This window comes from Variovorax sp. Varisp36, assembly GCF_047304235.1.
GTDB lineage: Bacteria > Pseudomonadota > Gammaproteobacteria > Burkholderiales > Burkholderiaceae_C > Variovorax.
This window is the reverse complement of sequence record NZ_JBGLYU010000049.1, coordinates 1-24,861: the sequence shown is the minus strand read 5'-3', so window position 1 is coordinate 24,861 and position 24,861 is coordinate 1. Positions and strand designations below refer to the sequence as shown.

The following is a 24,861-nucleotide window of genomic DNA, read 5'->3' as shown; positions in this document are numbered from 1 at the left end:
TCACCGAGAACAACAACATGCCCTTTTTCGTTCGCACGGCGCTCGCCGCCGCATTCACCCTGCTCGCCGTGAACACCACTTCCGCACAGACGCCCACGCCTCCCGCGCTGCCCGACCCCGCGGCCACCTCGGTCGACGCGCTGGGCTGGATGAAGGGCTTCCCGCCCGCACCGGACAAACTCATCACCTTCGACAACCCGGCCGGCGGCGTGTTTCCGCGCACGCGCTGGAGCTTCTCGCACGTGCGCGAGACCGTGCCCACCGCCAACGTGTGGCGCGGCAGCGGCGCGGCCAGCCCGCTGCCGGCGGCCACGTCACCCGTCCAGATCGAAGCCGTGACGTTCAAGCCTCTTGGAAGTGCAGGCAGCGACCAGACGCTGAACTTCGCCCAGATGATCTCCGGCACCTACACCGACGGCATCCTCGTGATGCACCGCGGCAAGGTGGTCTACGAGAAGTACTTCGGCGCACTCACGCCCGAGCGCCCGCACATCGCGATGTCGGTCACCAAGTCCTTCGTGGGCACGCTGGCCGCCATCCTCGCGGACGAAGGCAAGCTCGATCCGGCCGCACCGGTCACCAAGTACATCCCCGAGCTCAAGGACACGGCGTACGGCGACGCCACCGTGCGCCAGGTGATGGACATGACCGTCGGCGTGCACTACTCCGAGAACTACGCCGACCCGAAGGCCGAGATCTGGGACTACGCCCGTGCCGGCGGCATGCTCACGCAGGGCCAGAACTACATCGGACCCAAGTCGTTCTACGAATTCCTCGTCACGCTGAAGAAGGAAGGCGAGCACGGCGACGCCTTCGCCTACAAGACGGTCAACGCCGAGGTGCTGGCCTGGATCGTGCGCCGCGCCAGCAACCAGTCGCTGGCCGACCTGCTGAGCGAAAAGATCTGGCGCCGCATCGGCGCCGAGCAGGACGCCTACTTCATGGTCGACCGCATCGGCACCGAGTCGGGCGGCGGCGGCCTCAACACCGTGCTGCGCGACCTCGCGCGCTTCGGCGAGACCATGCGCAACGGCGGTCGCGCCTCCAACGGGCAGCAGGCCATTCCGAAGGCGGTGGTGGAAGACATCCAGCGCGGCGGCGACCCGGCGAAGTTCGTGAAGGCCGGCTATGCGCTGCTCAAGGGCTGGTCGTACCGCGACATGTGGTGGGTGTCGCACAACCCGCACGGCGCCTACATGGCGCGCGGCATCCACGGCCAGAGCATCTACGTGGACCCGAAGGCCGAGGTGGTGATCGTGCGCTACGCCGCGCATCCGGTGGCGGGCAATGCGGGCAACGACCCGCTGACGCTGCCGGCGTTCCATGCCGTGGCCGAGGCGCTGATGCGCCCCTGAGCCGCTTCTCTTTCTAGGCGGCCGCCCGCTCGCGGGCAATCACGAGCAGCCCGTCCATGATCAGGCTCTCGACCAGCTCGAAGTGCCCGTTCATGACCGGCGCCATCTTCCAGCCCGCGCCGCCGGTCATGTAGCAGGCCGGATCGGCGCCGCAGTGCGAGCGCACGTGCTGCACCATGCGCTCGACCGCGCCGGCGATGGCGTAGGTGCCGCCGCTGGTCAGCGCATCGCTGGTGTTGGTGGGGAATTCGCGCACCTCGCCGGTCGGCACGTGCAGCCCGGCCGTGCCCGACTCCAGCGCGCGCAGCATGATGCCGTGGCCCGGCAGGATCAGCCCGCCGAGGAACCTGCCGTCCGCGTCGATCGCCTCGACGGTCACGGCGGTGCCGATCATCACCACCACCATCGGCCGCGGCGGCTGTCCCGGCCTTGCGGCGAGCATGCGGTGGCGCGCGCCGATCATCGCCACGAAGCGGTCGGCGCCCAGGCGGGTGGGATGGTCGTAGCCGTTCACGATGCCGGCCTCGCCCGCGCTGGACATCACCCAGCGCGGCGCGCAGTCGAAACGCTCGACGATCTGTTCCTCGGCACGCCGGCGCACCGCGTCCCCGGCCACCACGCAGCCCAGCATGGAACCGGGCGCCGGCAGGTCGGCCCAGGGGCCGTCGGCCAGCCGTTCGATGTGGTCGAGGAATTCGGCGCCGTGCGCCTGCAACTCGGCGCCGGGGCGGGCCGAGTCGTAGAGCGCCCATTTGAGGCGGGTGTTGCCGATGTCGATGGCGAGGAAGGGGGATGGCATGCGCGGGATTATTGCGACTTTGTCGTTATTCCTGCTGGCACCTCGTCGACACGCGGCGTGGGCCTACGCGGCGCTGCCCCGTCGCGCCGGTAAATTGGCAGGTCCATCCACCAACTACGGCACAAGGAGAACACCATGGGTTTGCTCAGTTTCATCAAGGAGGCGGGTGAAAAACTGTTCGGCGGCTCGTCGGCGCAGGCCGCCACGCCAGACGCCAACCAGGCCGCCGCCGCGGCCATCAAGACCTACATCGAAACGCAGAACCTCGGCCTCACGGGGCTCCAGGTGACCTATGCGGCGAGCAGCGGCGTGGTCACCCTCGCGGGCCAGGCGCCATCGCAGGAGGCCAGCGAGAAAGCCTCGCTGGCAGCAGGCAACGTGGCGAACGTGACGAGCGTCGAGAACAACCTCGTCGCACCGGCCGCGCCGCCCGCGCAGTACCACGACGTGGTGAAGGGCGACACGCTCTCGGCCATCTCGAAGAAGTACTACGGCGATGCGAACAAGTACAACGCGATCTTCGAGGCGAACAAGCCGATGCTGAGCAGCCCCGACAAGATCTATCCGGGGCAGAAGCTGCGCATTCCGCCGCTCTGAACTGGCGCTCGAAAGGGCAGTCTCGAGGCCTGCCGAGGAATCGGTGGGCCTTTTTGCTTCTTTCGGGGTGCGTGCGAATGGCACCGGGTGCTCCCCGCAGCGAAATGAAGGAGGAGGCCGAAGGCCGGAGGACATTCGCGGAGCAAGGTACCCCGTCGGCGTGAGCGCACCCCGAACGACTCAGTTCTGCTTCCAGGGCAACCCACGCTTGCGCCAGCCGCCGATGAGTCCGCGATGCCCCTGGTCGTCCGGATTCCCCTCGAAGCCTTCGAGGATGTTGTAAGCCTCTGCGCCCAGTTCGGTTGCGCGCTTGGCGGCCGCGATGGAGCGCACGCCGCTGCGGCACAGCAGCACCAGCTTCTTCCGGCCTTCGGCGGCGGCACGGATGCCGTCGTCGAACGCGGGGTTCATCGCCATGCCCGGCCACTGCTTCCAGGCCAGCGGCACGGCGCCGGGTACGTAGCCGACCCATTCGCGCTCGGCGTCGGTGCGCACGTCGATCATCACGGCCTCGCCGCTGGCCATCCATTGCGCCGCCTGCTCGGGCGTCACGTCGCCAGCGTAGCCTTTGTTCTCCACGGATTCGGTCATTTCCTTGCTTCCTTCCTTTTCTGCGACGCGGTTTTCAATCACTGGAATTCTTCATCTGTTCGATCAGTTCGAACAGGCCCATGCCCAGCAGCATGGCGCCCACGAAGACCACGGCCTTGAACTCGCCCGTGCCGAGCGAGACCAGCGCGGGGCCGGGACAAAAGCCCGCTACACCCCAGCCAACGCCGAACAGCAGGCTGCCGCCGACGAGGCGACGGTCGATCCGGCGCGCGGTGGGCAGCATGATCGGCGCGCCCAGCAGCGACAGCTTGCGCCGGCGCGCGAACAGGAAGGCGGCGGCGCTCACGATCACCGCCCCGCCCATCACGAATGCGAGCGAGGGGTCCCAGGCGCCGGCAAGGTCGAGAAAACCGAGCACCTTGGCCGGATTGGCCATGCCGGAGACGATGAGGCCGAGCCCGAAGACCAGGCCGGCGAGCAGGGAGGCGATGACGGTCGGCATGAGGGCGAATCGCTCCTTCATCACAGGTTCAACAGATGACGCGCCACGAACACCGTGGCGAATCCGGTGGCCATGAAAGCCCCGGTGGCGGCCAGCGAACGCGGCGACAGCCTCGCCACGCCGCACACGCCGTGGCCGCTGGTGCAACCCGCACCGTAACGCGTGCCCACGCCCACCAGCAGGCCGGCCAGTGCGAGCGCGCCATAGCCGGCATCGATCCGTGCCGCGGGCAGCACGGCAAACAGCCCGCAGGCGGCGGGTGCACCGATCAGTCCGAGCACGAAGGCCGCGCGCCAGGCCACGTCGCCCTTCACGGGGCGCAGCAAACCGCCCAGCACGCCGCTGATGCCCGCGATGCGCCCGTTGAGCAGCACGAACATCGCCGCAGCGATGCCGATGAGAACGCCGCCGGCCAGCGCGGTCCATGGCGTGAAATGCGGCCAGTCGATGGCGGCCATCTTCAGTCCTCCTTCGGGCAGTAGAGACGGTAGAGCACCGCGAGGATGTCGAGCAGCGCGGCATCGGCGACGCTGTAGTAGATGTTCTTTCCCTCGCGGCGGGTGCTGACCACGCCTTCCGCGCGCAGCACCGAGAGTTGCTGCGACAAGGTAGGCTGGCGGATGCCCAGCGCGCTTTCGAGGTCGCTCACGCACATCTCGCCCTGCGAGAGCTGGCACAGCAGCAGCAGCCGGTCTTCGTTGGCCAGCAGCTTGAGCACCGCGACCGCCTGGCGGGCACCGCCGCGCAGCACTTCGGGATCGATGATGAGGGTGGAAGCCTTCATGGAGGGCAATGTCGGTTAGTTCGCCAATATTATATCTATTAATATAATATCAACGGCTTGACTGAAGGAGTGCCCATGACGACGACCGCAGCGCCCCGCCGCACCACCACCCAGGCATTCTTCGATCCCGTGACGGGTACGGTGTCCTACGTGATCTGGGACCACGCCACGAAGCACGCCGCGATCATCGATCCGGTGCTGGAGTACGACTTCAGGTCCGGTCACACCAGCACCGCCTCCGCCGACCGCCTGCTGGCCTATGTGCGTGAGCAGGCGCTGCAGGTCGACTGGATCCTTGAAACCCACGCGCACGCCGACCACCTCTCGGGCGCGCGCCATGTGCAGTCGCAGGCCGGCGGGCGCATCGCCATCGGCGAGCACATCCGCACGGTGCAGGCCACCTTCCGCGCGCTCTACAACCTGGAGCGCGACTTCCTGCCCGACGGCAGCCAGTTCGACCATCTCTTCAAGGACGGCGAATCCTTCCGCATCGGCGACGCCGAGGCGGTCGCGCTCCTGGTGCCCGGCCACACGCCGGCCGACATGGCGTACCTCGTGGACGGCGCGGTCTTCGTCGGCGACACGCTCTTCATGCCCGACCTGGGCAGCGCGCGCGCAGACTTCCCCGGCGGCGACGCACGCCAGCTCTATCGCTCGATGCACCGGCTGCTCGCCCTGCCGCCCGGGACGACCATCTATGTCTGCCACGACTATCCGCCCGCCACGCGCGAGCCCCGCTGGCAGAGCAGCGTGGCGGAACAGCGCGCCCACAACATCCATGTGCGCGACGGCATCGGCGAAGAAGAATTCGTGCGCATGCGCACCGCGCGCGACGCCACGCTCGACGTGCCGACGCTGATCCTGCCGTCGATGCAGGTCAACGTGCGCGCCGGGCGATTTCCGCCGCCCGATGACAACGGGGTGGCCTACCTGCGCATTCCGCTGAATGCCCTTCCGGTCCATCGAGGCGCGGCCGCCCCGCAGTGATGGCTCAGCGCCGCCGCTCCACGTATGGCCGCGCCTGCAGCAGCACGATGCGGTCGCCCACGGTGGCCCACTCGATGTCCTGGTCCACCGCGTTGAAGGTGCGCTTCACAGCCGCGCCCACGTTGGCGAGGCGCACCACCAGCTCGTCGGTCAGCACATTGCGGCCCACCTCCACCGGCACTTCCTTCACGCCGCCTTCCTTGTCGAGCTGCAGCGACGTTTCTTCGGCCGAACGGCTCAGCACCTGGATCGCCTTCGACCAGCTCGAATACATCACCTGCTCCGCCACCCGCTGCCCCTCGACCACGCGGATGCCGATGCCGCGCTTGGCCGAGATGTAGGTGACGTGCGGATGCCCCGCATCGAACGGGTCGCGGGTGATCATGACGCCAGCGTTGGTCGAGTCGATGGCGGTCTGCACGAACACCCCCATCAGCACCGACTCGGCGCCGAAGCCCGCGGCGCTGCGCGCCTCCCAGGCCTCGGGGTTGAAGACCGAGGCCCAGACCTTCTTCACTGCGACCTCGAGCGCATCGCCGGTCTTGACGTTGGGCACCGTGGTGTAGAGCCCCGCGCCGCTGAAGCCGGGCAGGTCTTCGGAGTTGGACGAGCTGCGCACGAACACGCCGCCGCCGCCCAGTTGCGACTGCCACGCGGCGCGCCATGCGGCGGCGGTGGCCGCGTCGACCGGCCATTGCACGATCTCGTCGCGCAGTTGCGCCAGCGCCTTCTGCCGGGCCTTCGGATCGCTCGCGAAGCCTGGCTGCTGCTGCATGCGCGCGATGCGCTCGGCCAGGCCGTTGGCGCGCATGAAGCGGTCGTAGTGCGCGAACGGAATGCAGAAGCCGTCGGGCACCGAAGTGCCCGGAATGTGCGCGGCCAGCATGGCGCCGAGGTTCGCGGCCTTGGTGCCGCACTGCGCGCTGTTGCGCGCGCGCAGCGAGGCCAACGGCAACAGACGGGTTTCGTGCAGGTCGGGCCTGATGGCGCGCGCGCTGCCGGGCGTCGCGCCGGTGGCGGCGGTGCGCACGGCGCGCGGCGGCAGGGCGGCGATCTCTTCGGGCGCGAGGCGGCGCACCTGGTAGCCCGAGGCCGCGACCTTCAATGCCACCCACTGGCCCGCGTGTGCCTTCAGCACTGTGGCGGCATCGCGCACGTAGGCGTTCGGAATGCCCCATCCCTTGGCCAGCAGGTTGACGTGCGACAGCGCGGTCGACGGCCGCTCGGTCAGCACGCCCGCCACCGGCGGCAGGCTGATCGGCACCTGCCGCAGCACGGCGATGTCGTCGGGCAAAAGTGCGAGCTGGGCGTTGATGCCCGATTCGTCGTCCACGATGCGCACGCGGCCGGTGGCGGTGCCGAGGTTCATCGGCAGAAATGGCTGCTCGCGGATCAGCGCCTCCTGGCTCACGAAGTCGATGCCGGCTTCCTTCGCCACGCGTTCGTGCAGCGTGGAGTTGGTCTTGAACTTCACGGGCGCGAAGAAGCTGGCCTTGACCTGCGCGTCGGCCTGCCTCAGCAGCGGCGCAGTGAGCCGGTCGCCCTCCCAGAACTCGTAGGTGAAGGTGCCGATGTTCTGCTGCCAGCTCAGCGTGCCGAACAGGAAGCGGCGGTCGGGCACGAGGTAGTTGCGGTCGATCTCGCGCTTGATCGTGTTCGGCGTGAGCCGGGTGTCGCGCAGGAAGCGTACGTGCAGCTGGTAGCGCGGCGTGTCGATGTAGTACATGCGCGCCGGCTTCGCCTGCCGGTCGACGGCGAACAGCACGTGCGCGAGCTGCATCGGCGTGCCGGCGTCGTAGACGCGCGCCAGCTGGTCGAAGTCCCCCTGGCTGCGCAGCGCGGGCAATGACGACGGCACCGCGGGGCGCGGCGCGAGCTGCGCGGCCGGGCCGTCGGGCAGAGGCTGGTTTTGCTGCTGGTAATACGAGGGCTTGCGCGCCAGCTGGGCCGCGGCGGGCATGGCCGCCAGAACCATGGCGAGCGCTGCGCAAAGCGCGATCAAGCTATCGGTTTCGGAGCGCATGGCGCCCGTGGGGCGTGCGCGATCCTGGTTTTTCATGGGGGATTTCTTCCTTACAGCCGGTTGCCGAATGCACGCGCGCTTCACCAAGCAGCGGGTTGGCGATGACAGCGGCAGCGGATTCTCGCGCGTTACATATTCAGCGCTTTCGCATTGTCCCAACGACCGGGGAGAACAACGCCATGAGCCCATCCGCCATTTCCATGCATTCCGCCACGCTGCGCCGCTGGCTGCTCGGCCTGGCCATGCTGTGCGTCGGCCTCGCGGCCAGCGCCCAGCAGGACCCGCCGGGCCGCGTGGCCCGTCTCAACTTCCACCAGGGCACCATCAGCTTCGCGCCGGCCGGCGACGACAGCTGGTACGACGCGCAGCCCAACCGCCCCATCACCACCGGCGACCGCCTCTGGACCGACCGCAATGCCCGCGCCGAGGTGTACATCGGCTCGGCAGCCCTGCGGCTCGACGGGCAGACGCACGTGGAGTTCTCCGAGCTCGACGACGACACGGCGCGCATCACCTCGAACCAGGGCAACCTGCAGCTGCGGGTGCGCGACGAGCTGGCAGGCCAGCGCTTCGAGGTCGACACCGGCAACCTCGCGGTGGTGATCGACGCGCCGGGCGAATACCGCATCGCCTCCGATCCGGCCGCCGGCACCACCTGGGTGGCCGTGGCCTCGGGCCGCGCCACGCTCTATGGCGAGAACGGCCAATCGCAGTCGCTGGCCGCGCGCCAGCAGCTCACCGTGTCGGGCCGCGACCTCGCGGCCGTGGGCGGTGCGCCGCCGCAGGCTGGCGGCTTCGACGCCTGGGTGGCCGAGCGCAACCGCATCGAGGACCAGTCGGTCTCGGCGCGCTACGTGTCGCGCGAAGTGGTCGGCTACCTGCAGCTCGACAACTACGGCGACTGGCAGAACGACGCCACGTACGGCGAGGTCTGGTTCCCGCGCAACGTCGATGCCGACTGGGCGCCGTACCGCGACGGCCAGTGGGTCAACGTCGCGCCGTGGGGCCTGACCTGGGTCGATGCCGCGCCTTGGGGTTTCGCACCCTTCCATTACGGACGTTGGGCGCGCGTGGGTTCGCGCTGGGGCTGGGTGCCGGGGCGGACGAGCGGCCGGCCGGTGTATTCGCCGGCGCTGGTCGGCTTCGTGGGCGGCGGTGCGAACGCGGGCGTCCAGATCGGCAACGGCCGCAGCGGCGTGGGCTGGTTCCCGCTGGCCCCGGGCGAGCAATGGCGCCCCGGCTACCACGCGAGCCAGCGCCATGTGGACCAGGTGAACCGCATGGCCATCTACAACCGTCAGGCCGGGCCGCGCAACGACTTCTATGCCAACCAGCAGATGCCGGGCGCCGTGACCGTGTTGCCCGCCGACCGCTTCGGCCGCGGCCCCTTCGGCCGTCGTGACCTCGTGCGGCTGCCGGACGACCGCTTCGCGCGCGTACCGGTGGCTCCCACGCCGGGCGTCGCGATCAACGGCTTCGGCGGCGGCTTCGGCCGGCCCGCCGCAGCGGTCCCGCCGGCTGCGGCGCTGATGGCGCGGCAGCAGCAGATCCAGCTCCAGCAGGCGCAGCAGCAGCAACAGTTGCAGCAACGACAGCAGATGGAATGGCAGCGCCACCAGGACGGGCGTCCGCAACAGGAATGGCGCCAGCAGCAGGATTGGCGAGCCCAACATGACGGGCGCCAGCGCGGCGAACAGGAACGCTGGCAGCAGCAACAGCAACAGCAACAACAGCAGGCGCCGCGCCAGCAACAGGAAATGCAGCAGCGCGCGGCGCAGGCGCAGGCGCAAGCTCAGCAGCAGCAGCAGATGCTTCAACAACAGCAACAGATGCAGCAGCAGCAACGCGCGACCCAGCAGCAGGCCCAGCAACAGCAACAGCAGCTTCGCCAGCAGCAGGAAATGCAATTGCGCGCCGCACAGGCGCAGCAGCAGGCGCAAGCCCAGCTTCAGGCCCAGCAGAACGCGATGCGGCAGGCGCAGGAGGCCCAGTTGCGCGCGATCCAGCAGCAGCGCGGCATCGCGCCAGCGCCGCAGCAGCCGCAGCCGCAAGGCCAGCGCAGCGACGATCCGCGCAGGCTCTGGACCTCGCCCGACTCGCGCTGAACGCCAGCCGCCGCGCAAGTCCCGCCGGAAGCGCTTCCTTCGGCCCGCCGCTACAGTCGGCGGCCAAGGAGCCTTTCATGCCCACATTCGACTTCGATCTCTTCGTCATCGGCGGCGGCAGCGGCGGCGTCCGCGCCGCGCGCATGGCCGCGCAAACCGGCGCGCGTGTCGCCATCGCCGAGGCCGCCGAACTCGGCGGTACCTGCGTCAACGTGGGCTGCATACCGAAGAAGCTCTACAGCTACGCCGCCGGCTATGCCGAATCGTTCGAGGAAGCCGCCGGCTACGGCTGGAAGCTGCCGCAGGCGCCGCAGTTCGACTGGGCGCACCTGAAGTCGCAGCGCGCAAAAGAGATCACGCGGCTCAACGGCATCTATGCCTCGCTGCTGAAGAACGCGGGCGTCACGCTCGTCACCGGCTGGGCGCAGCTGGCCGACGCCCACACGGTGGAAGTCGACGGCAAGCGCCACACCGCGCGTCACCTGCTGGTGGCCACCGGCGGCACGCCCTACGTGCCCGACATTCCGGGCCGCGAACACATCGTGAGCTCCGATGCGATGTTCGATCTCGACCCCTTCCCCAAGCGCCTGCTGGTGGTGGGCGGCGGCTACATCGCCTGCGAATTCGCATCCATCTTCAACGGCCTCGGCGCCCAGGTCACGCAGCTGCACCGCCGCGCACACCTGCTCACCGGCTTCGACGACGACGTGCGGCAGTTCCTTGCGAACGAGATGGGCAAGGCCGGCGTCGACGTGCGGCTGAACTGCGAAGCCACCTCGGTCACGCGCGGGCCGCACGGGCTTGCCGTCACGCTGGCGCGCGGCCAGCAGATCGAGGCGGACACGGTGCTCTTCGCCACCGGCCGGGTGCCCAACACACAGGGGCTCGGCCTCGAGGCGGCGGGCGTGAAGCTCGACGAGCGCGGCGCCATCGCGGTCGATGCGCACTACCGCAGCTCGGTGCCGTCGATCCATGCGGTGGGCGACGTGTCCACGCGCGTGCAGCTCACGCCGGTGGCGCTGGCCGAGGCGATGGTGGTGGTCGACGAACTCTTCGGCAAGGGCAAGCGCCGGCTCGACTACGAGTTCATTCCCACAGCCGTGTTCACGCACCCGAACATCGGTACCTGCGGCTACACCGAACTCGAAGCGCGCGCGAAGTTCGGCGAGGTCACGGTGTTCTCGAGCGAGTTCAAGTCGCTGCGCCACACGCTGTCGGGCCGCAGCGAGCGCACCTTCATGAAGCTGGTGGTCGAGAAGGCCACCGACCGCGTGGTGGGCCTGCACATGGTGGGCGCGGACGCGGGCGAAGTGGTGCAGGGCTTTGCGGTGGCGATGCGCGCGGGTGCGACGAAAGCGCTGTTCGACAGCACCATCGGCATACACCCGACTGCGGCCGAGGAGTTCGTGACGATGCGCGAGCCGATGCCAGGCTAGCGCTGCTTGCCTTCGAGCAGCTTCACCATCACGAACAGCACGCGGTTCGCCGGCGTGGGAACGCCGAGCGCCTGGCCGCGCCGCACGACCAGGCCGTTGAGGTGGTCGATCTCGCTGAGCTTGCCGCGCGCGAGGTCCTGCGCGGTGGACGAGTACTGCGAAGGCATGGTCTGCGCGATGCCGCGCACGGCAGCGTCGGTGTCGCCGGGCACCACAACGCCCTCGGCTTTTGCGACGGCGAGGCATTCGGCCACCACGTCGCGGATCACCTCGGCCACGCCCTCGCCTTTGACGAGCACACCGTAGGGCAGCTGCGTGACGGCGGACAGTGCGTTGTAGGCGCAGTTGAGGATCAGCTTGGCCCACAGCGAGCCACGCACGTTGTCGGAGATTTGCGTGGGCACGCCTGCGGCGGCCAGATGCCGAGCGACCTGTTCGCTCATGCGCGAAGGCGCAATCACCAGTTCGCCGCGCCCGTGGTGCTTCACATGGCCCGGCCCCGCCATCTCGGTGGCGACGTAGACCACGGCCGCTGCAACCTCATTCGACGGCAGCACCGGTCGCACGCGCTCGTCGTTGTCCACGCCGTTCTGCAATGTGAGCACCAGCGCACCGGGAGAGAGGTGCGGCTTGATCTGCGCGGCGGCCGATTCGCTGTCGGTGGACTTCACGCAGAACAGAACGAGGTCGGCGCCGTGCGCTGCGCTGGCTTCGGTGCTGGCTGCCACCTTCACGAATTCGTCGAAGGCCTTGGTCTCCAGCCGAAGCCCGCTGGCGTTGACGGCCTCCACATGCGAGGGCCGCCCGATCAGCACCACCTCGTGTCCGGCGCGCGCCAGCATGGCGCCGTAGTAGCAGCCGACTGCGCCGGCGCCCATGACTGCGACTTTCATCGATCGTGTCCTTCGTTGTCTGTTCGGACCACGAGGTTACTCAACACGGCCGTTTCATGCTTCGGCCTCCACGCCGCGCGAGGCCGCTCCCTCTTGCAGCAGCCATTCGCGGAACGCCACGAACGCCGGCAGGTCGAGCCGGTCCGGCCGATAGCAGAGATAGTGCCCCTGGTTCACGCTCACCGGCGTGCCGCAGGGACTCAGCAGCGAGCCTTCCGCCAGTTCTTCCTGCACCAGCAGCCTGGGCACGAGGCCGATGCCCAGGCCGTTGAGCGCTGCCTGGATCAACGCGGAGTACTGCGCGAAGCGCGGGCCGGCCACGGTCTGCACCTCCGGCACGCCGTGTTGCGCGGCCCACTGGCGCCACGCGGTCGGCGCGCCCTCGTGGTGCAGCAGCGTGTGGCCGAGGATGTCGGCGGGCTGCGCGATGCGGTGCCGCCCTTCGACCAGCAAGCGCGCCACGATCAGCACGAACTCGCGCCCCGCGATGTATTCGGACACCACGCCGGGCCAGCCGTCGGGGCCGTAGCGGATCGCGGCGTCCACGCCGGCCGGAATGCCGTCGCTCGGCTCCAGGTGGCGGCTGAAGCTCAGCATCACGTGGCGGCTCTTCTGGCTGAAGGCGGGCAGGCGCGGAATCAGCCACTTGGTGAGGAAGGTGGGCACGCTCGCCAGCGTGAGAAGTCCGGCGCCCGCATCGCCCGAGCGCGCCTCGAAGGTCGCCGTTTCAATCGCTCGCAGCCCACCCGAAATCTTCTGCCAGTACACGCGCCCCTGGGGGGTCAGCTGCACGCCGCGTCCGTTCTTCTGCAGCAGTTCGCGGCCGAGGAAAGCTTCGAGCCCCGCAATCTGCTTGCTGACCGCGCTCACGGTGATGCACAGGGCGCCGGCCGCGAGCGTGATGCTCTCGTGGCGCGCCACGGCGTCGAAGGCCAGCAGCTCCTGGATGGTGGGGCAGTCACGCTTCATGCTGCATGGCTCCGGTTGATGAAAGCTGAATGAAAAACGCTTTCCGATTGCTCAAGTGTCGTCATCCAACTTTCACCCATAAGTTCGCATGCGCTTCCTAGAATTCGAAGCATCGCGGCGGCATGGCCGGCGCAGACAGTAGCGCATCCGGAAAGTATGCCGGGTGCCAATGACACTGGAGACAACCTTGGTTCGCGGCATCTCGCTCATCTACGGCCTGTACCTGCTGCTGCCCATCGCCCTGCTGCTCGTCGGCAGCGTGGGCGGCAACTGGACCAACACGCTGCTGCCCACGGGCATCACCGGGCAGTGGTATCTCGACCTCTGGCTCGACACCTCCTTCCGCAAGGCCTTCGTGAGCAGCCTCGTGGTCGCCATGGCGGCCTGCGCCATCAACACCGTGCTGGCGCTTCCGCTGGCCTATGCGCTGTACCACGGCGCGCGGCGCGGCGGCAGCCTGGCGGCGCGGATCGTGAGCGCCACGCCGGTGGCGGTGCCGGCCATCACGCTGGCCTTCGGCTACATGATCGTGTTCAACACCGACCTCGCGCCCTGGCTGGGCTCGATGCCGCTGCTGATCGCGGCGCACGCGATCCTCACGCTGCCCTATCTCACCAACACGCTGCTGACCGACCTGCGCCACCTCGACCTGGGCCGGCTCGAGCAGGCCGCGGCCACGCTCGGCGCCTCGGGCTGGCAGCAGTTCACCGGCATCGTGCTGCCGAGCCTGCGCCAGAGCCTGATCAGCGGGCTGGTGATGGTGGCCGCGATATCGGTGGGCGAGTTCGGCGTGTCGAACCTGCTCACGAGTTTCCAGAACCGCACCTACCCAGTCGTGCTGCTGCAGGCCTTCTACGGCGCAACGGGCTTTGCCTGCGCGGCCACAGTGATCCTTCTTGTGCTGGCCAGCGCGTCGGCGCTTCTTTCTTCTTCCCTTGTAAAGCAGCGCGCATGAGCCTCTTGTTCGACAACGTCAGCTACAACTACCCCGGCAGCACGCACGGCCTGCACGACGTGTCGCTCGACGTGCGTACCGGCGAACTGGTCGCGGTAATCGGGCCCAGCGGGTCGGGCAAGTCGACGCTGCTCAAGCTGGTGGCGGGCCTGGAGACGGGCCACGCCGGTCGCATCATGCTTGGCGGCGAAGACATGTCGCGCACGCCGGTGCACCAGCGCCACATCGGCATGGTGTTCCAGAGCTATGCGCTGTTTCCGCATTTGAGCGTGCTCGACAACGTGGCCTACGGGCTCAAGCTGCGCAAGGTGGCAACGGCCGAGCGGCGCAAGCGCGCGCAGGAGTTGCTCGACATCGTGGGGCTGGGCGAGTTCTCGCAGCGCGCCGTGGCGCAGCTCTCGGGTGGGCAGCAGCAGCGCGTGGCTCTTGCCCGCGCGCTGGCCATCGACCCGCGTGCGCTGCTGCTCGACGAGCCGCTGTCGGCGCTCGACGCCAGCGTGCGCGGCCACCTGCGCGACCAGATCCGCTCGATCCAGCAGCGCTTCAACGCCACCACGCTGCTCGTCACGCACGACCAGGAAGAAGCGCTGGTGATGGCCGACCGCGTGGCCATGCTGAAAGACGGCCGGCTGCTGCAGATCGCCACGCCACGCGATATCTACGAGAACCCCGCGAGCCGCGCGGTGGCCGAGTTCGTGGGGCTCTCGACGATCCTGCCCGCGAAGGTGGCCTCGCCGGGCCGGCTGGACCTGGGCTTTGCCGAGCTCTTCGCCGAGACGGGCAGCCGCTCCTTCGGCACCCCGGTGCATGTGCTGGTGCGCCCCGAGCACATCCAGCCCGACCCGGCGCCCAACGCCATGAACCGCCTCGCGGGCCGCACCGGCGCACAGCGCTACCTGGGCGCGCTCACGCGCTACGACTTCGAAGTGCAGGGAGCGCCCAAGCCCTTCCTCGCCGAGTCGCCCGCGCCGGCCAACGAAGCCATTGCCGTCGCGCCCGAACACCTCCGTTTACTCGACCACTGACCTTTTCCTTCAAGGAGCCACCATGCAACGCAGACATCTGATCCAGGCCGCCGGCGCACTGCCGCTGGCCTCTCTCGCGGCACGCACCGCATTCGCCTTCGACGGCCCCGAGCTCTACGCGGGCGAGAAGGCGCTGTACGCCGAGGCGCAGAAGGAAGGCCTGTGCGTCTCCTTCGACACCGGCCCCGAGTGGGCCAACTGGAAATCGCTGTTCCGCGACTTCAAGAAGCGCTACCCCGAGATCGAGCTGACCTACAACGACATCGGCTCCGCCGCCACTGTGGTCGCACTCGAAAAGACCAAGCGCCGCCCGCAGGCCGACACCGCCTATTACTTCGCGGCCTCGGCCGTCGATGCCGCGAAGAAGGACGTGGTCGCGCCCTTCAAGCCCGTCAACTTCGACAAGCTGCCGCCCGTGTTCCGCGAGGCCGAGGGCCGCTGGTTCACCATCCACACGCTCAACATCGCCTTCCTGGTCAACAAGAAACTGGTGAAGACCGTGCCCACCGGCTGGGCCGACCTGCTCAAGCCCGAGTTCAAGAGCACGGTGGTCTACCTCGACCCGCGCTCCACCGGCATCGGCCAGGTGCTGACCTTCGCGGCGGCGTATGCCAACGGCGGCAGCGTCGACAACGTGCAGCCGGGCACCGACTACCTCGGCAAGCTGCATGCGGCCGGCAACGTGCTGCGCGTGGAAGGCACCACGCCGTATGCCAAGTTCCTGAAGGGCGAGATCCCCGTGTGGATCAGCTACGAGAACGACGGCCTGAAGGCCAAGCACGTCGACGGCATGGGCGACGCGGTGGAAGTCGTGATCCCGAAGGAAGCCAGCGTGGCCGCGCCCTACGCCATCAGCCTCGTGAAGAACGGCCCGAACCCGAACGCCGGCAAGCTGTGGCTCAACTTCATCATGAGCGAGGCCGGCCAGTCGCTGTTCGCGCAGGGCTTCGTGCGGCCCGCCGTGCCGGGTACGCCGCTGTCGGCCGATGTCGCGGCCAAGATGCCGGCCGCGCCGCAGATCCGCCCGCTCGACGTGGTGAAGGCGTCGGAGCGCAAGGCCGAGGTCGACAAGCTCTGGGCCCAGGCTGCATTGGGGAAGTAATCAGCATGCGACGCTTTGGCGCCTGGCCCGCATGGGCCTTCATGGCGCTGTTCTTCGCGGTGCCGCTCGCGGCGCTGCTGCCCGAGGCCTTCGGCGAGGGCGGCAGCGCCTTCGGCCGGCTGTTCGGCAACCCGCTGTTCTTCGGCGCGCTGCGCAACACGCTGGCGCTCGGGCTCGCGGCGGGTCTCATGTCGGCGCTGGTGGGCACTTGCATCGCGATCGAACTCGCTCGCCAGCCCGAGGGCCGGCGCCAATGGATGATGACGCTGCTGGGCCTGCCGCTGGCTTTCTCGGGGCTGGTGATCGCCTATGGCTTCATCCTGGCCTTCGGTCGCGCCGGCTTCGTGACGCAGCTGCTCGCGGGCCTGGGCGCAGACCCGGCGGCCATCGGCAGCTGGATCTACAGCGTGTCGGGCCTGGGCTTTGCATATGCCTACTACCTGATTCCGCGCGTGGCGCTGTCGCTGTACCCGGTGTTCGCGAACCTCGACCTGCGCCCGGCGCAGGCGGCGCGCACGCTGGGCGCTTCGCGCTCGCGCGCCTTCCGGGACACGGTGGTGCCCGAGGTGCTGCCCTCGGTGTTGTCGAACGCCTGCATGGTGGCCGCGATAGCGATGGGCACCTACGGCACGGCGCTGGCGCTGGTGGGCACGCAGCTCAACATCCTGCCGCTGATGCTGCTCGCGCAGGTGGGCGACGGCGGTTCCGATTTCGCGGTGGCGGCGGCCTTGTCGCTGGTGCTGATGGTGGTGTGTGTGATCGTGATGGGAGTGGGCGATGTCTTTACGCGAAGGCGCGAGCGCGGTGCTGTCGGCGCCGGTCACTGAGGCGCTGACGCGCCTGGCGCAGAAGCAGTGGGGGCCGGCGCGCCACCGCCAGCCGGTGGCCATCATCGGTCCCGGCGACGGCGGCCCGGCAGAGTGCGAGGCGGCCTATGCCGTGGCGCACGCGCTGGCCGGCGCAGGCATGGCAGTGGTCTGCGGCGGGCGCGGCGGCGTGATGGCCGCAGCCTCGCGCGGTGCGGTGGAAGCCGGCGGCATCGCCGTGGGCATCCTGCCCGAGGACGACGACCGCAATGCCAACGAATGGCTCAGCGTGGCGATCCCGACCGGTATGGGCGAGATGCGCAACGGCATCGTCGCGCGCAGCGGCGTGTGCCTGGTCGCCATCGGCGGCAACATGGGCACGCTGTCGGAGATGGCGATGGGGCTCAAGTGGGGCAAGCCGGTGTTCGTGATGCACGGCGATATCGAGCTGCCGGGCGCGGTGCAGGCTGCGGATGTGAACGACATGCTGGGCAAGGTGCTGGGCTGCCTGCTGGCTTGAGAGGCCGTGCAGGGGACATTCGCGGAGCAAGGCACCCCGTCGGCGTGAGCGCGCCCTGAACAACGCACCCCAACGCGGCCCCAAGGCAAACACCGCAGGCATTGCACAATGACAGGCATGCCCTACATGCCCACCTTCGTCGCCCCCGCCCGCTTCACCGACGCTGCCGCCGCACTCGAACAGGTCAAGACCATCTACCAGGGCGGCCTGGCCCACCTGCGCGAATCGATGCTGCGCTTCGTTGCCGGCGAGGCGCTGCCGGGCCGGGTGCGGGCCTGCTACCCCTTCGTGCGGGTGCACACCCACACCGTCTCGCGCCACACGCCGCCTGCCAACGCCGGGCTGAGCTACGGCTTCGTCGCCGGACCCGGCCGCTACGAGACCACGCTGACGCGGCCGGACCTGTTCTCGCGCTACTACCTCGACCAGTTCCGCCTGCTGCTGGAGAACCACCAGGTCGAGCTCGAGGTGGGCACCAGCACGCAGCCCATTCCGATCCACTTCTCCTTTGCCGAGAACGACCACATCGAAGGCACCATGAGCGCCGAGCGCCGCGCCCTGATGCGCGACGTGTTCGACCTGCCCGACCTGGGCGTGATGGACGACGGCATCGCCAACGGCACCTACGAGGCGCGCGATGGCGAGGCGCAGCCGCTGTCGCTGTTCACGGCCGCGCGGGTGGACTACTCGCTGCACCGCCTGCGCCACTACACGGGCACCGCGCCCGAGTGGTTCCAGAACTTCGTGCTGTTCACCAACTACCAGTTCTACATCGACGAGTTCGTGCGCCTGGGCCACGAGGCGATGGCCGACGAGAACAGCGAGTACGTCGCCTTCATCGAGCCCGGCAACGTGGTCACGCGCCGGCGCGGGCTGCCGGCCGGTTCGAGCAGCACCTACGGCCACCTGCTCGACGGCAGCCAGGGCACCGCGCCGCCGCGGCTGCCGCAGATGCCGGCCTACCACCTGGTGCGCGAGGACTGCAGCGGCACCACCATGGTCAACATCGGCGTCGGCCCGGCCAATGCCAAGACCATCACCGACCACATCGCGGTGCTGCGCCCGCATGCCTGGATGATGCTGGGCCACTGCGCCGGCCTGCGCAACACGCAGCAGCTTGGCGACTACGTGCTGGCCCACGCCTACGTGCGCGAGGACCACGTGCTCGACGAGGAGCTGCCGCTGTGGGTGCCGATTCCGGCACTGTCGGAAATCCAGCTCGCGCTGGAAAAAGCCGTGGCCGACATCACGCGCTACGAAGGCCCCGACCTCAAGAAGATCATGCGCACCGGCACCGTAGCCAGCACCGACAACCGCAACTGGGAGCTGCTGCCCGGCAACCAGCCGCAGCGCCGCTTCAGCCAGAGCCGCGCGGTGGCGCTCGACATGGAAAGCGCAACCATCGCGGCCAACGGCTTCCGCTTCCGTGTGCCCTACGGCACCCTGCTGTGCGTGAGCGACAAGCCGCTGCACGGCGAGATCAAGCTGCCCGGCATGGCCAACCACTTCTACCGCGAGCGCGTGGAGCAGCACCTGCGCATCGGCATGCGCGCCATCGACATCCTGCGCGCGGAAGGCTCGACACGGCTGCACAGCCGCAAGCTGCGCAGCTTCGACGAGGTGGCATTCCAGTAAGAAGAAGGGCTCCAGCAGGGCCCTGGGAGAGCGCGGGCCTCAGGGTTTGTCCTGCCCGCCGCGGCGCGGGATTGCCGCGTTTCGCGGACATCATCTGGCTGGCCCTACAGACAACCGGAAAAAAGATGCCCCAGTCGCCTTCCGTTCCCCTCTCCCGCCGCAGCTTCTCGGCATGGATCGCGGCCTCGGCCGCAGCAGCCGGCGGAGGGCATGCCGCCCTCTGGCCGCGCGCCGCGCACGCCGCCGACGCGCCCGTGAGCAGCAAGCTGCGCATCGTGATTCCCGCCAACGAAGGCGGCGGCTGGGACCAGACCGGTCGCGCGCTCGGTGCCGCGATGCTGGCCTCCGGCGCGGTCGGCAGCGTGGTGTACGAGAACGTCGGCGGCAAGGGCGGCACGATCGGCCTGGCGAAGTACGCCGAGAAATACGATGCCGACCCCGACACGATCCTGATGAGCGGCATGGTCATGGTCGGCGCGGTCGCGCTGCAGAAGCCCGCCGTCACCATGGCCCACGTGGCACCCATCGCCCGCCTTACCAGCGACTACGAGGTGGTGGCGGTGAAGGCCGATTCACCCATCAGGACGCCCAAGGACCTGATCGCGCAGCTGCGCGCCGATGCGGCCAACACCGTCATCGCGGGCGGCTCGGCCGGCGGCGTGGACCACATGTACGCCGGCATGCTGGCGCGCGTGGCCGACGCCTCGCAGACGCTGGTCTATCAGGCGCACCCCGGCGGCGCCGAAGTGCTCGAGGCGCTGGAAAGCGGCAAGGCCGCGGCGGGCATCTCGGGCTACAGCGAGTTCAGCGAAGGCCTGGCCAGCGGCAAGCTGCGCGCCATCGGCGTGTCGTCGAAGCGGCCGTTCCAGGGCATTGCGTCGGTGCGCGAACAGGGCGTCGATGCCGATCTCGCCAACTGGCGTGGCGTGCTCACCGGCCGCAAGGTACCGCCCTACCGCAAGGCGGCACTGCTGACGGTGGTGCGGCGCGCCACCGCCACCGACCTGTGGCAGAAAACCATCAAGCAGAACAACTGGGACCCCTTCTGGATGGAGGGCAAGGACTTCGAGAACTTCCTCGAACTCGACACGGCGATGGCCGGTCCGCTGATCTATCTGCTCAAGCTGAAAGCCTGAGGGGCAACGGCCGCCACTCAACTCCAAGGGTTTTCCCTAGATGTAAAACCCGAGGAGGCTGCTCGTTTTTCGGACATCATCCGGTTACCTTTATAGACAACTGGAAACAAAATGCCGCATCCCGTGCCAGCAGGCTTTTCTCGCCGCAGCCTCGCTGCATGGTTGGCATCGGCCGTCGTCGCGGGCGTGGTGCCGGAAGCGTTCTGGCCCCGGTTGGCTGGCGCGGCCGAACCGCAGCTGATCCCCAAGCTGCGCATCGTGATTCCCGCCAACGAAGGCGGCGGCTGGGACCAGACCGGCCGCGCGCTTGGTGCCGCGATGGTGGCGTCGGGTGCGGTGGGCGATGTCGCCTACGAGAACATCGGCGGCAAGGGCGGCACCATCGGCCTGGCGAAGTACGTAGAGAAATACGATGCCGACCCCGACACCCTGCTGATGAGCGGCATGGTCATGGTCGGCGCGGTCGCGCTGCAGAAGCCCGCCGTCACCATGGCGCAGCTCGCGCCGGTGGCGCGGCTCACCAGCGACTACGAGGTGGTGGCGGTGAGGGCCGACTCGCCCATCAGGACGCCGAAGGACCTGATCGCGCAGCTGCGCGCCGATGCCGCCAAGACGGTCATCGCCGGTGGCTCGGCCGGCGGCGTGGACCACATGTACGCCGGCATGCTGGCGCGCGTGGCCGGCAATGCGGCCGCGCTGGTCTACCAGCCGTACCCCGGCGGTGCGCAGGTGGTCGAGGCGCTGGAAAGCGGCAAGGCGGCCGCCGGCATCTCGGGCTACAGCGAATTCAGCGAAGGCCTGGCCAGCGGCAAGCTGCGCGCCATCGGCGTATCGGCCAAGCGCTCGTTCATGGGCATTCCGGCAGTGCGCGAACAGGGCGTGGACGCCGACCTCGCCAACTGGCGCGGCGTGCTCACCGGCAAGAAGGTGCCGGCCGAGCGCCGCGCGGTGCTGCTCGAAGCCGTGCGCCGCGCCACCATGGCCGAACTCTGGCAGAAGACCATCAAGCGCAGCAATTGGGACGCGTACTGGATGGCGGGCAAGGACTTCGAGAGCTTCCTCGAACTCGACACGGCGATGGCCGGCCCGCTGATCTACCTGCTCAAGCTCAAAGCCTGATCGCCCGGCGCTTCAAGAAAAAAGCTCCGGCATCTCGCGCTGCGCCTTCGGCGTGAGCGTGAGCGCCCGCCCGTCCAGCTCCTGCCGTACCCATCCCCGGCGCAGCGACAGCTGCAGCCATGCGGCACCCAATGCGCCGCCCAGGTGCGGCCGGCGTTCACTCCAGTCCAGGCAGGCGCAGGCAAAGCGCCGGCGCGAGCGGCGCACTGCATCGACCTCGACACCCAGGCTCTCCAGCGCGATCGCGCCTTCGGGCGTGAGCTCGTACGAGCCGCTTTGCAGGCCGCTGAGCCAGCCCTGGGCATGCAGCCGGTCGTGCAGCGCAACGCCCGCCGTGCCCGCCATGTGGTCGTAGCAGGTGCGCGCACTGCGCAGGCGGCTCGGCGTGCTCGGCTCGAACCCGGGCGTGCGCGGCGTGCCGGCCACCACCATCAGGCTTTCGAGCGCGGCGGCGACGTCGTCGCTGGCGAGGCGGAAGTAGCGGTGCTTGCCCTGCACCAGCAGCTCGACCAGCCGCTCGTCCTTCAGGCGCGCGAGGTGCGCGCTGGCGGTCGACGCGGCCACCTCGGCGACGGTGGCCAGCTCGGTGGCGGTGCGTGCATGGCCGTCCATCAGGCAGCTCAGCATGCGGGCGCGCGCCGGTTCGGCGATGGCGCCGGCCAGGCGGGCCAGCTGGAAATCGGCGGAGGAGGAAATGGAGTCCATGCGCGCATCGTAGAACGGCGCTGCATCCGACACTTCGTTCGCGGGCGAAGTGTGATGGCGGCTTCGATCGCACACTGCGGCCATGAACGAAAGCAACCGCCCCGTCGACATCGACATGCCCGCCGACCCGGTCGCAGCCGCCACGCATGCCGACCCCTATCCCTGCTACGCCACCCTGCGCGACGGCCCGCCGCTCGCGTGGAACGAGAAACTGCGCCTCTGGGTCGCAAGCCGCGCGGATGTCATCGAGCAGGTACTGCTCGCGCATGGCGCGCTGCGCGTGCGGCCGGCCGCCGAGCCGGTGCCGCGCGCCATCGCGGGCAGCGCGGCCGGCGAAGTGTTCGGACATCTGGTGCGCATGAACGACGGCGCGGCGCACCAGGCGCATCGGCCCGGGCTGCAACGCGCTCTGGCCGGCCTCGACCTGAACGCCGTGCATGCAGCCGCCTTGCGGGTGGCGCAGCGCGTGCCCGGGCAGCAGCCGCTGTCCGACACGCTGTTCTCGATGCCCGTGCAGGCCGTCGCGCACCTGCTGGGTTTTGCCGACGATGCGCTGGCGCAGGTGGACCGGTGGCTGCGCGACTTCGTGGCCTGCCTGTCGCCGTTGTCCACGCCCGAGCAGCTGGAGCGTGCGAGCGCCGCAGCGGGCGAACTGATGGCGCGCTTTGAAATGCTGGCAGCGGTCGCGCCGCCGCGGCACGGCACGTTGCTCGCGGCTGTGCTTGCCGAGAGCGCGGGCGATGCGCGCGTGTCGCGCTCTCTGCTCGCGAACCTCGCGGGCCTGCTCTCGCAGACCTGCGACGCCACGGCGGGCCTGGTCGGCAACAGCCTGATCGCGATGATGCGCGAGCCTTCCCTGCCGAGTGCGTCGACCCGCACGCGCGACGGCCTGCAAGCCATCGTCGAGGAGACCGCGCGCCACGACCCGTCGGTGCAGAACACGCGGCGCTTTGCCGCCGAGGCCGTCGAGATCGCCGGCACCCCGCTGGCGGCCGGCGATGCGGTGCTGGTGCTGCTGGCCTCGGCCAACCGCGACCCGGCACTCAACCCCGACCCCGATCGCTTCATGCCCGTGCGCGCCCGCCGCCGCATGCTCGGCTTCGGCCACGGCATGCACGCGTGTCCGGGGCAGGCGCTGGCCTGCACGCTGGCGGCGGCCAGCCTCGGTGCCCTGCTGCCGCGCCATGCAGCCGACCTCGATGCGCAGCGCGTGCGCGGCTGGAGCTATCGGCCGTCGGTCAATGGGCGCATCCCCGTGTTCCACTGACCCGTGCCCGCCAGGTGGGGCGACAGTTGTGCATCACCCCAGCGCAGCGGCAACGCCGCCGGACGACGCAGGGCGTGCGTGACCCGAAAGCGCATCAGCCGCTCCGCACCTTCGAACGCGGCCACTTCGGGACCGTCCCACACGATCTCTGCCGTGACCGCCACGTGCAGCAGGTCGCCGCTGTCGAAGTCGACGAACAGCAGCCCCGCGCGCGGATGCGCCGCCAGGTTGCCGAGCGTGTTGAAGAAGCGGTTGCCGTTGAAATCCGGCACGGTGAGCACGTCGCCTTCGTGGTCGTTGTCGATGCGCACGAAGCCCGGACGGCCGCCGCGGTGCGACACGTCGACGCCGTGCGAACTCGCATCGGCCTCATCGCCCGCCGCCGCTTCGTTCGGATAGGCGGTGGCGATGAACAGCGTGTCGGCGCTGCCGATCAGGCGATGCGCCGCCAGGTCGAGTTCGTCGAGCCACTGCACCTGCGGCGCCGCATCGCTGCGCGGCGATGCGAACACCGGCTCGCGCGCCTGGATGTAGCGCGGGCAATTGCCGAAGCTCTGCTGCACCGCGACCATGAAGCCCGAACCATCGAGCGCCTCGACCGTGCCGTTCATGCGGTTGCGCCGCCGCGTGTGCGGCTGCATGCCGAGCAGGCCCAGCGTGGCGCCCTGCTTCAGCTGCCCGGCGAGCGGATCGCCCGCCGCCGGCAGCGCATCGACGCGCAGGTGCGTGGCATCGGGTGAATGCACAAAGCCGGCGGGCGCCGCGAGCACGCTGGCCCACGGCTGCAGTTCGGCGTCGAGACTGCCGACCACGAGGAACGGCAGCAGCCCGAAGAATTCGCGGTGCTGGTCGGGCATGTAGTCGCGAATGACGCGCGGGCCCGCCACCTCCATCTGCTCGCGCGAGCCTGCCAGGGCCTGCATCGCGCGCTCGCCCGCATGGAACGGCGCGGCGATCATGCAACCGCCCCGAGCCCGATGGGCGTGCGCACCATCGGCACGAACCCCGGCAGGGCTTCCACGCGTTCGAGCCAGCCGCGCAGGTTCGGATAGGCGTCGATCGACACGCTGCCTTCGGGTGCATGCGCCACGTAGGCGTAGTTCGCGATATCGGCGAGCGTTGCGTCGTGGCCGGCGAGGAAGGGCTGCTGCTGCAAATGCATTTCCATTACCGAGAGCAGCGCATGCGAACGCGCGACGATCTCCGCCGGGTCGGTGTCGCGGCCGAACAGCGCAATGACCCGCGCCGCCGCCGGGCCGTAGGCCAACGGGCCGGCCGCCACCGAAAACCAGCGCTGCACGCGCGCAGCACCGACGGGATCGCGCGGCATCCAGCGCGCGGGGTCCGGCGCATAGCGTTCGTTGAGGTAAACGAGGATGGCGTTGGAATCGGCCAGCGCGAGTTCGCCGTCCTCGATCACCGGCACCTGGCCGAAGGGGTTGCGCGCCAGGAATTCGGGCGTGCGGTTCTCGCGCCTGCTCATGTCGATCTCGATGTTCTCGAATGGCAGGCCGAGCATCGCGAGGAACAGGCGCACGCGATGCACGTGGCCCGAGATGGCGGAACCATAGAGCTTGATGGGCTGGGCG

Annotated in this window: 25 protein-coding genes; 14 read left to right on the top strand and 11 right to left on the bottom strand. The window is 69.1% G+C overall.

The window, feature by feature from the left end:
* Positions 1-17 precede the first annotated feature (17 nt).
* Positions 18-1,355: a serine hydrolase domain-containing protein gene (locus ACCD11_RS23455; protein WP_413315643.1), complete on the top strand. Its 1,338-nt coding sequence runs from the start codon at positions 18-20 to the stop codon at positions 1,353-1,355.
* Positions 1,356-1,368: 13 nt separating this feature from the next.
* On the opposite strand, the gene ACCD11_RS23450 is transcribed toward ACCD11_RS23455, so the two are convergent.
* Complete coding sequence (locus ACCD11_RS23450) at positions 1,369-2,154, bottom strand: type III pantothenate kinase (RefSeq protein WP_056516467.1); 786 nt, start codon at positions 2,152-2,154, stop codon at positions 1,369-1,371.
* Positions 2,155-2,289: 135 nt separating this feature from the next.
* Between ACCD11_RS23450 and lysM the strand changes: the two genes are divergently transcribed.
* Positions 2,290-2,751, top strand: a complete 462-nt coding sequence (gene lysM / locus ACCD11_RS23445) for a peptidoglycan-binding protein LysM (protein WP_413315642.1) — start codon at positions 2,290-2,292, stop codon at positions 2,749-2,751.
* Between the two features lie 180 nt (positions 2,752-2,931).
* Here the strand turns inward: lysM and ACCD11_RS23440 are convergent, their stop codons facing one another.
* Genes ACCD11_RS23440 through ACCD11_RS23425 form a run of 4 tightly spaced genes read right to left on the bottom strand, consistent with a single transcriptional unit; the run spans position 2,932 to position 4,589 of the window.
* Entirely contained in the window at positions 2,932-3,342 is a 411-nt protein-coding gene (locus tag ACCD11_RS23440; RefSeq protein WP_413315641.1) for a rhodanese-like domain-containing protein, read from the bottom strand.
* 34 nt (positions 3,343-3,376) lie between these two features.
* On the bottom strand, positions 3,377-3,805 hold the full coding sequence (locus ACCD11_RS23435; RefSeq protein WP_413315640.1) for a DUF6691 family protein: 429 nt from the start codon (positions 3,803-3,805) through the stop codon (positions 3,377-3,379).
* Between the two features lie 20 nt (positions 3,806-3,825).
* Positions 3,826-4,263 carry a YeeE/YedE family protein gene (locus tag ACCD11_RS23430; RefSeq protein ID WP_007829652.1) on the bottom strand — a complete coding sequence of 146 codons (438 nt, stop codon included), beginning with the start codon at positions 4,261-4,263 and terminating at the stop codon, positions 3,826-3,828.
* 2 nt (positions 4,264-4,265) lie between these two features.
* Positions 4,266-4,589, bottom strand: coding sequence for an ArsR/SmtB family transcription factor (locus tag ACCD11_RS23425; protein ID WP_413315639.1), 324 nt, complete (start codon positions 4,587-4,589; stop codon positions 4,266-4,268).
* A 75-nt stretch (positions 4,590-4,664) separates the two neighbouring features.
* On the opposite strand from ACCD11_RS23425, the gene ACCD11_RS23420 reads away from it, so the two are divergent.
* Complete coding sequence (locus ACCD11_RS23420) at positions 4,665-5,576, top strand: MBL fold metallo-hydrolase (RefSeq protein WP_007829654.1); 912 nt, start codon at positions 4,665-4,667, stop codon at positions 5,574-5,576.
* 4 nt (positions 5,577-5,580) lie between these two features.
* Here ACCD11_RS23420 and ACCD11_RS23415 read toward each other — a convergent pair whose 3' ends face one another.
* The gene (locus ACCD11_RS23415; RefSeq protein WP_413315638.1) at positions 5,581-7,635 is read right to left on the bottom strand and encodes a PEP/pyruvate-binding domain-containing protein; all 2,055 of its coding nucleotides are present in this window, start codon (positions 7,633-7,635) and stop codon (positions 5,581-5,583) included.
* A 143-nt stretch (positions 7,636-7,778) separates the two neighbouring features.
* Between ACCD11_RS23415 and ACCD11_RS23410 the strand changes: the two genes are divergently transcribed.
* Together ACCD11_RS23410 and gorA are read left to right on the top strand one after the other, a co-directional pair.
* A complete protein-coding gene (locus tag ACCD11_RS23410; protein WP_413315637.1) occupies positions 7,779-9,704 on the top strand; it encodes a DUF6600 domain-containing protein in 1,926 nt (641 codons plus the stop codon).
* A 77-nt stretch (positions 9,705-9,781) separates the two neighbouring features.
* On the top strand, positions 9,782-11,140 hold the full coding sequence (gene gorA, locus ACCD11_RS23405) for a glutathione-disulfide reductase (RefSeq protein WP_413315636.1): 1,359 nt from the start codon (positions 9,782-9,784) through the stop codon (positions 11,138-11,140).
* Here the strand turns inward: gorA and ACCD11_RS23400 are convergent.
* Together ACCD11_RS23400 and ACCD11_RS23395 are read right to left on the bottom strand one after the other, a co-directional pair.
* Complete coding sequence (locus tag ACCD11_RS23400) at positions 11,137-12,033, bottom strand: ketopantoate reductase family protein (protein WP_413315635.1); 897 nt, start codon at positions 12,031-12,033, stop codon at positions 11,137-11,139. The two genes, gorA and ACCD11_RS23400, sit on opposite strands and share 4 nt — an antisense overlap.
* Before the next feature lie 54 nt (positions 12,034-12,087).
* Positions 12,088-13,002, bottom strand: coding sequence for a LysR substrate-binding domain-containing protein (locus ACCD11_RS23395; protein WP_413315634.1), 915 nt, complete (start codon positions 13,000-13,002; stop codon positions 12,088-12,090).
* A 169-nt stretch (positions 13,003-13,171) separates the two neighbouring features.
* Between ACCD11_RS23395 and ACCD11_RS23390 the strand changes: the two genes are divergently transcribed.
* The 8 genes from ACCD11_RS23390 (at position 13,172) to ACCD11_RS23355 (ending at position 21,300) form a co-directional block, all read left to right on the top strand.
* Positions 13,172-13,957: an ABC transporter permease gene (locus ACCD11_RS23390; RefSeq protein WP_413315633.1), complete on the top strand. Its 786-nt coding sequence runs from the start codon at positions 13,172-13,174 to the stop codon at positions 13,955-13,957.
* Positions 13,954-14,982, top strand: coding sequence for an ABC transporter ATP-binding protein (locus ACCD11_RS23385; RefSeq protein ID WP_413315632.1), 1,029 nt, complete (start codon positions 13,954-13,956; stop codon positions 14,980-14,982). The genes ACCD11_RS23390 and ACCD11_RS23385 overlap by 4 nt, the downstream gene beginning before the upstream one ends.
* A gap of 22 nt (positions 14,983-15,004) precedes the next feature.
* Positions 15,005-16,084 (top strand): extracellular solute-binding protein, encoded by a 1,080-nt coding sequence (locus ACCD11_RS23380; protein ID WP_413315631.1) that lies wholly within the window; start codon positions 15,005-15,007, stop codon positions 16,082-16,084.
* Positions 16,085-16,089: 5 nt separating this feature from the next.
* Complete coding sequence (locus ACCD11_RS23375; RefSeq protein WP_413315630.1) at positions 16,090-16,911, top strand: ABC transporter permease; 822 nt, start codon at positions 16,090-16,092, stop codon at positions 16,909-16,911.
* On the top strand, positions 16,862-17,410 hold the full coding sequence (locus ACCD11_RS23370; protein WP_056597806.1) for a TIGR00725 family protein: 549 nt from the start codon (positions 16,862-16,864) through the stop codon (positions 17,408-17,410). Before ACCD11_RS23375 ends, ACCD11_RS23370 begins: the two co-directional genes overlap by 50 nt.
* 117 nt (positions 17,411-17,527) lie before the next feature.
* Entirely contained in the window at positions 17,528-19,045 is a 1,518-nt protein-coding gene (locus ACCD11_RS23365) for an AMP nucleosidase (RefSeq protein WP_042672838.1), read from the top strand.
* 125 nt (positions 19,046-19,170) lie between these two features.
* Complete coding sequence (locus ACCD11_RS23360) at positions 19,171-20,181, top strand: Bug family tripartite tricarboxylate transporter substrate binding protein (RefSeq protein WP_413315629.1); 1,011 nt, start codon at positions 19,171-19,173, stop codon at positions 20,179-20,181.
* Between the two features lie 111 nt (positions 20,182-20,292).
* The gene (locus ACCD11_RS23355; RefSeq protein WP_413315628.1) at positions 20,293-21,300 is read left to right on the top strand and encodes a Bug family tripartite tricarboxylate transporter substrate binding protein; all 1,008 of its coding nucleotides are present in this window, start codon (positions 20,293-20,295) and stop codon (positions 21,298-21,300) included.
* A gap of 12 nt (positions 21,301-21,312) precedes the next feature.
* Here the strand turns inward: ACCD11_RS23355 and ACCD11_RS23350 are convergent, their stop codons facing one another.
* A complete protein-coding gene (locus tag ACCD11_RS23350) occupies positions 21,313-22,005 on the bottom strand; it encodes an ArsR/SmtB family transcription factor (protein ID WP_413315627.1) in 693 nt (230 codons plus the stop codon).
* A gap of 82 nt (positions 22,006-22,087) precedes the next feature.
* Here ACCD11_RS23350 and ACCD11_RS23345 point away from each other — a divergent pair, with 82 nt between their 5' ends.
* The gene (locus ACCD11_RS23345; protein ID WP_413315626.1) at positions 22,088-23,272 is read left to right on the top strand and encodes a cytochrome P450; all 1,185 of its coding nucleotides are present in this window, start codon (positions 22,088-22,090) and stop codon (positions 23,270-23,272) included.
* Here the strand turns inward: ACCD11_RS23345 and ACCD11_RS23340 are convergent.
* On the bottom strand, positions 23,230-24,231 hold the full coding sequence (locus tag ACCD11_RS23340; RefSeq protein WP_413315625.1) for a pyridoxamine 5'-phosphate oxidase family protein: 1,002 nt from the start codon (positions 24,229-24,231) through the stop codon (positions 23,230-23,232). The genes ACCD11_RS23345 and ACCD11_RS23340 overlap by 43 nt on opposite strands.
* A partial coding sequence (locus tag ACCD11_RS23335) for a glutathione S-transferase family protein (protein ID WP_413315624.1) occupies positions 24,228-24,861 on the bottom strand: 634 nt, incomplete at its 5' end. The genes ACCD11_RS23340 and ACCD11_RS23335, both read right to left, overlap by 4 nt.

Excerpts from the sequence above, each read along its gene's own strand:
- ACCD11_RS23415 (WP_413315638.1), bottom strand. The coding sequence starts at position 7,635 with ATGAAAAACCAGGATCGCGCACGCCCCACGGGCGCCATGCGCTCCGAA.
- lysM (WP_413315642.1), top strand. The coding sequence starts at position 2,290 with ATGGGTTTGCTCAGTTTCATCAAGGAGGCGGGTGAAAAACTGTTCGGC.
- ACCD11_RS23370 (WP_056597806.1), top strand. The coding sequence starts at position 16,862 with ATGTCTTTACGCGAAGGCGCGAGCGCGGTGCTGTCGGCGCCGGTCACT.
- ACCD11_RS23395 (WP_413315634.1), bottom strand. The coding sequence starts at position 13,002 with ATGAAGCGTGACTGCCCCACCATCCAGGAGCTGCTGGCCTTCGACGCC.
- ACCD11_RS23385 (WP_413315632.1), top strand. The coding sequence starts at position 13,954 with ATGAGCCTCTTGTTCGACAACGTCAGCTACAACTACCCCGGCAGCACG.
- ACCD11_RS23450 (WP_056516467.1), bottom strand. The coding sequence starts at position 2,154 with ATGCCATCCCCCTTCCTCGCCATCGACATCGGCAACACCCGCCTCAAA.
- ACCD11_RS23365 (WP_042672838.1), top strand. The coding sequence starts at position 17,528 with ATGCCCTACATGCCCACCTTCGTCGCCCCCGCCCGCTTCACCGACGCT.
- ACCD11_RS23400 (WP_413315635.1), bottom strand. The coding sequence starts at position 12,033 with ATGAAAGTCGCAGTCATGGGCGCCGGCGCAGTCGGCTGCTACTACGGC.
- ACCD11_RS23420 (WP_007829654.1), top strand. The coding sequence starts at position 4,665 with ATGACGACGACCGCAGCGCCCCGCCGCACCACCACCCAGGCATTCTTC.
- ACCD11_RS23355 (WP_413315628.1), top strand. The coding sequence starts at position 20,293 with ATGCCGCATCCCGTGCCAGCAGGCTTTTCTCGCCGCAGCCTCGCTGCA.
- ACCD11_RS23430 (WP_007829652.1), bottom strand. The coding sequence starts at position 4,263 with ATGGCCGCCATCGACTGGCCGCATTTCACGCCATGGACCGCGCTGGCC.
- ACCD11_RS23380 (WP_413315631.1), top strand. The coding sequence starts at position 15,005 with ATGCAACGCAGACATCTGATCCAGGCCGCCGGCGCACTGCCGCTGGCC.
- ACCD11_RS23440 (WP_413315641.1), bottom strand. The coding sequence starts at position 3,342 with ATGACCGAATCCGTGGAGAACAAAGGCTACGCTGGCGACGTGACGCCC.
- ACCD11_RS23345 (WP_413315626.1), top strand. The coding sequence starts at position 22,088 with ATGAACGAAAGCAACCGCCCCGTCGACATCGACATGCCCGCCGACCCG.
- ACCD11_RS23350 (WP_413315627.1), bottom strand. The coding sequence starts at position 22,005 with ATGGACTCCATTTCCTCCTCCGCCGATTTCCAGCTGGCCCGCCTGGCC.
- ACCD11_RS23435 (WP_413315640.1), bottom strand. The coding sequence starts at position 3,805 with ATGCCGACCGTCATCGCCTCCCTGCTCGCCGGCCTGGTCTTCGGGCTC.
- ACCD11_RS23360 (WP_413315629.1), top strand. The coding sequence starts at position 19,171 with ATGCCCCAGTCGCCTTCCGTTCCCCTCTCCCGCCGCAGCTTCTCGGCA.
- gorA (WP_413315636.1), top strand. The coding sequence starts at position 9,782 with ATGCCCACATTCGACTTCGATCTCTTCGTCATCGGCGGCGGCAGCGGC.
- ACCD11_RS23425 (WP_413315639.1), bottom strand. The coding sequence starts at position 4,589 with ATGAAGGCTTCCACCCTCATCATCGATCCCGAAGTGCTGCGCGGCGGT.
- ACCD11_RS23390 (WP_413315633.1), top strand. The coding sequence starts at position 13,172 with ATGACACTGGAGACAACCTTGGTTCGCGGCATCTCGCTCATCTACGGC.
- ACCD11_RS23340 (WP_413315625.1), bottom strand. The coding sequence starts at position 24,231 with ATGATCGCCGCGCCGTTCCATGCGGGCGAGCGCGCGATGCAGGCCCTG.
- ACCD11_RS23375 (WP_413315630.1), top strand. The coding sequence starts at position 16,090 with ATGCGACGCTTTGGCGCCTGGCCCGCATGGGCCTTCATGGCGCTGTTC.
- ACCD11_RS23410 (WP_413315637.1), top strand. The coding sequence starts at position 7,779 with ATGAGCCCATCCGCCATTTCCATGCATTCCGCCACGCTGCGCCGCTGG.
- ACCD11_RS23455 (WP_413315643.1), top strand. The coding sequence starts at position 18 with ATGCCCTTTTTCGTTCGCACGGCGCTCGCCGCCGCATTCACCCTGCTC.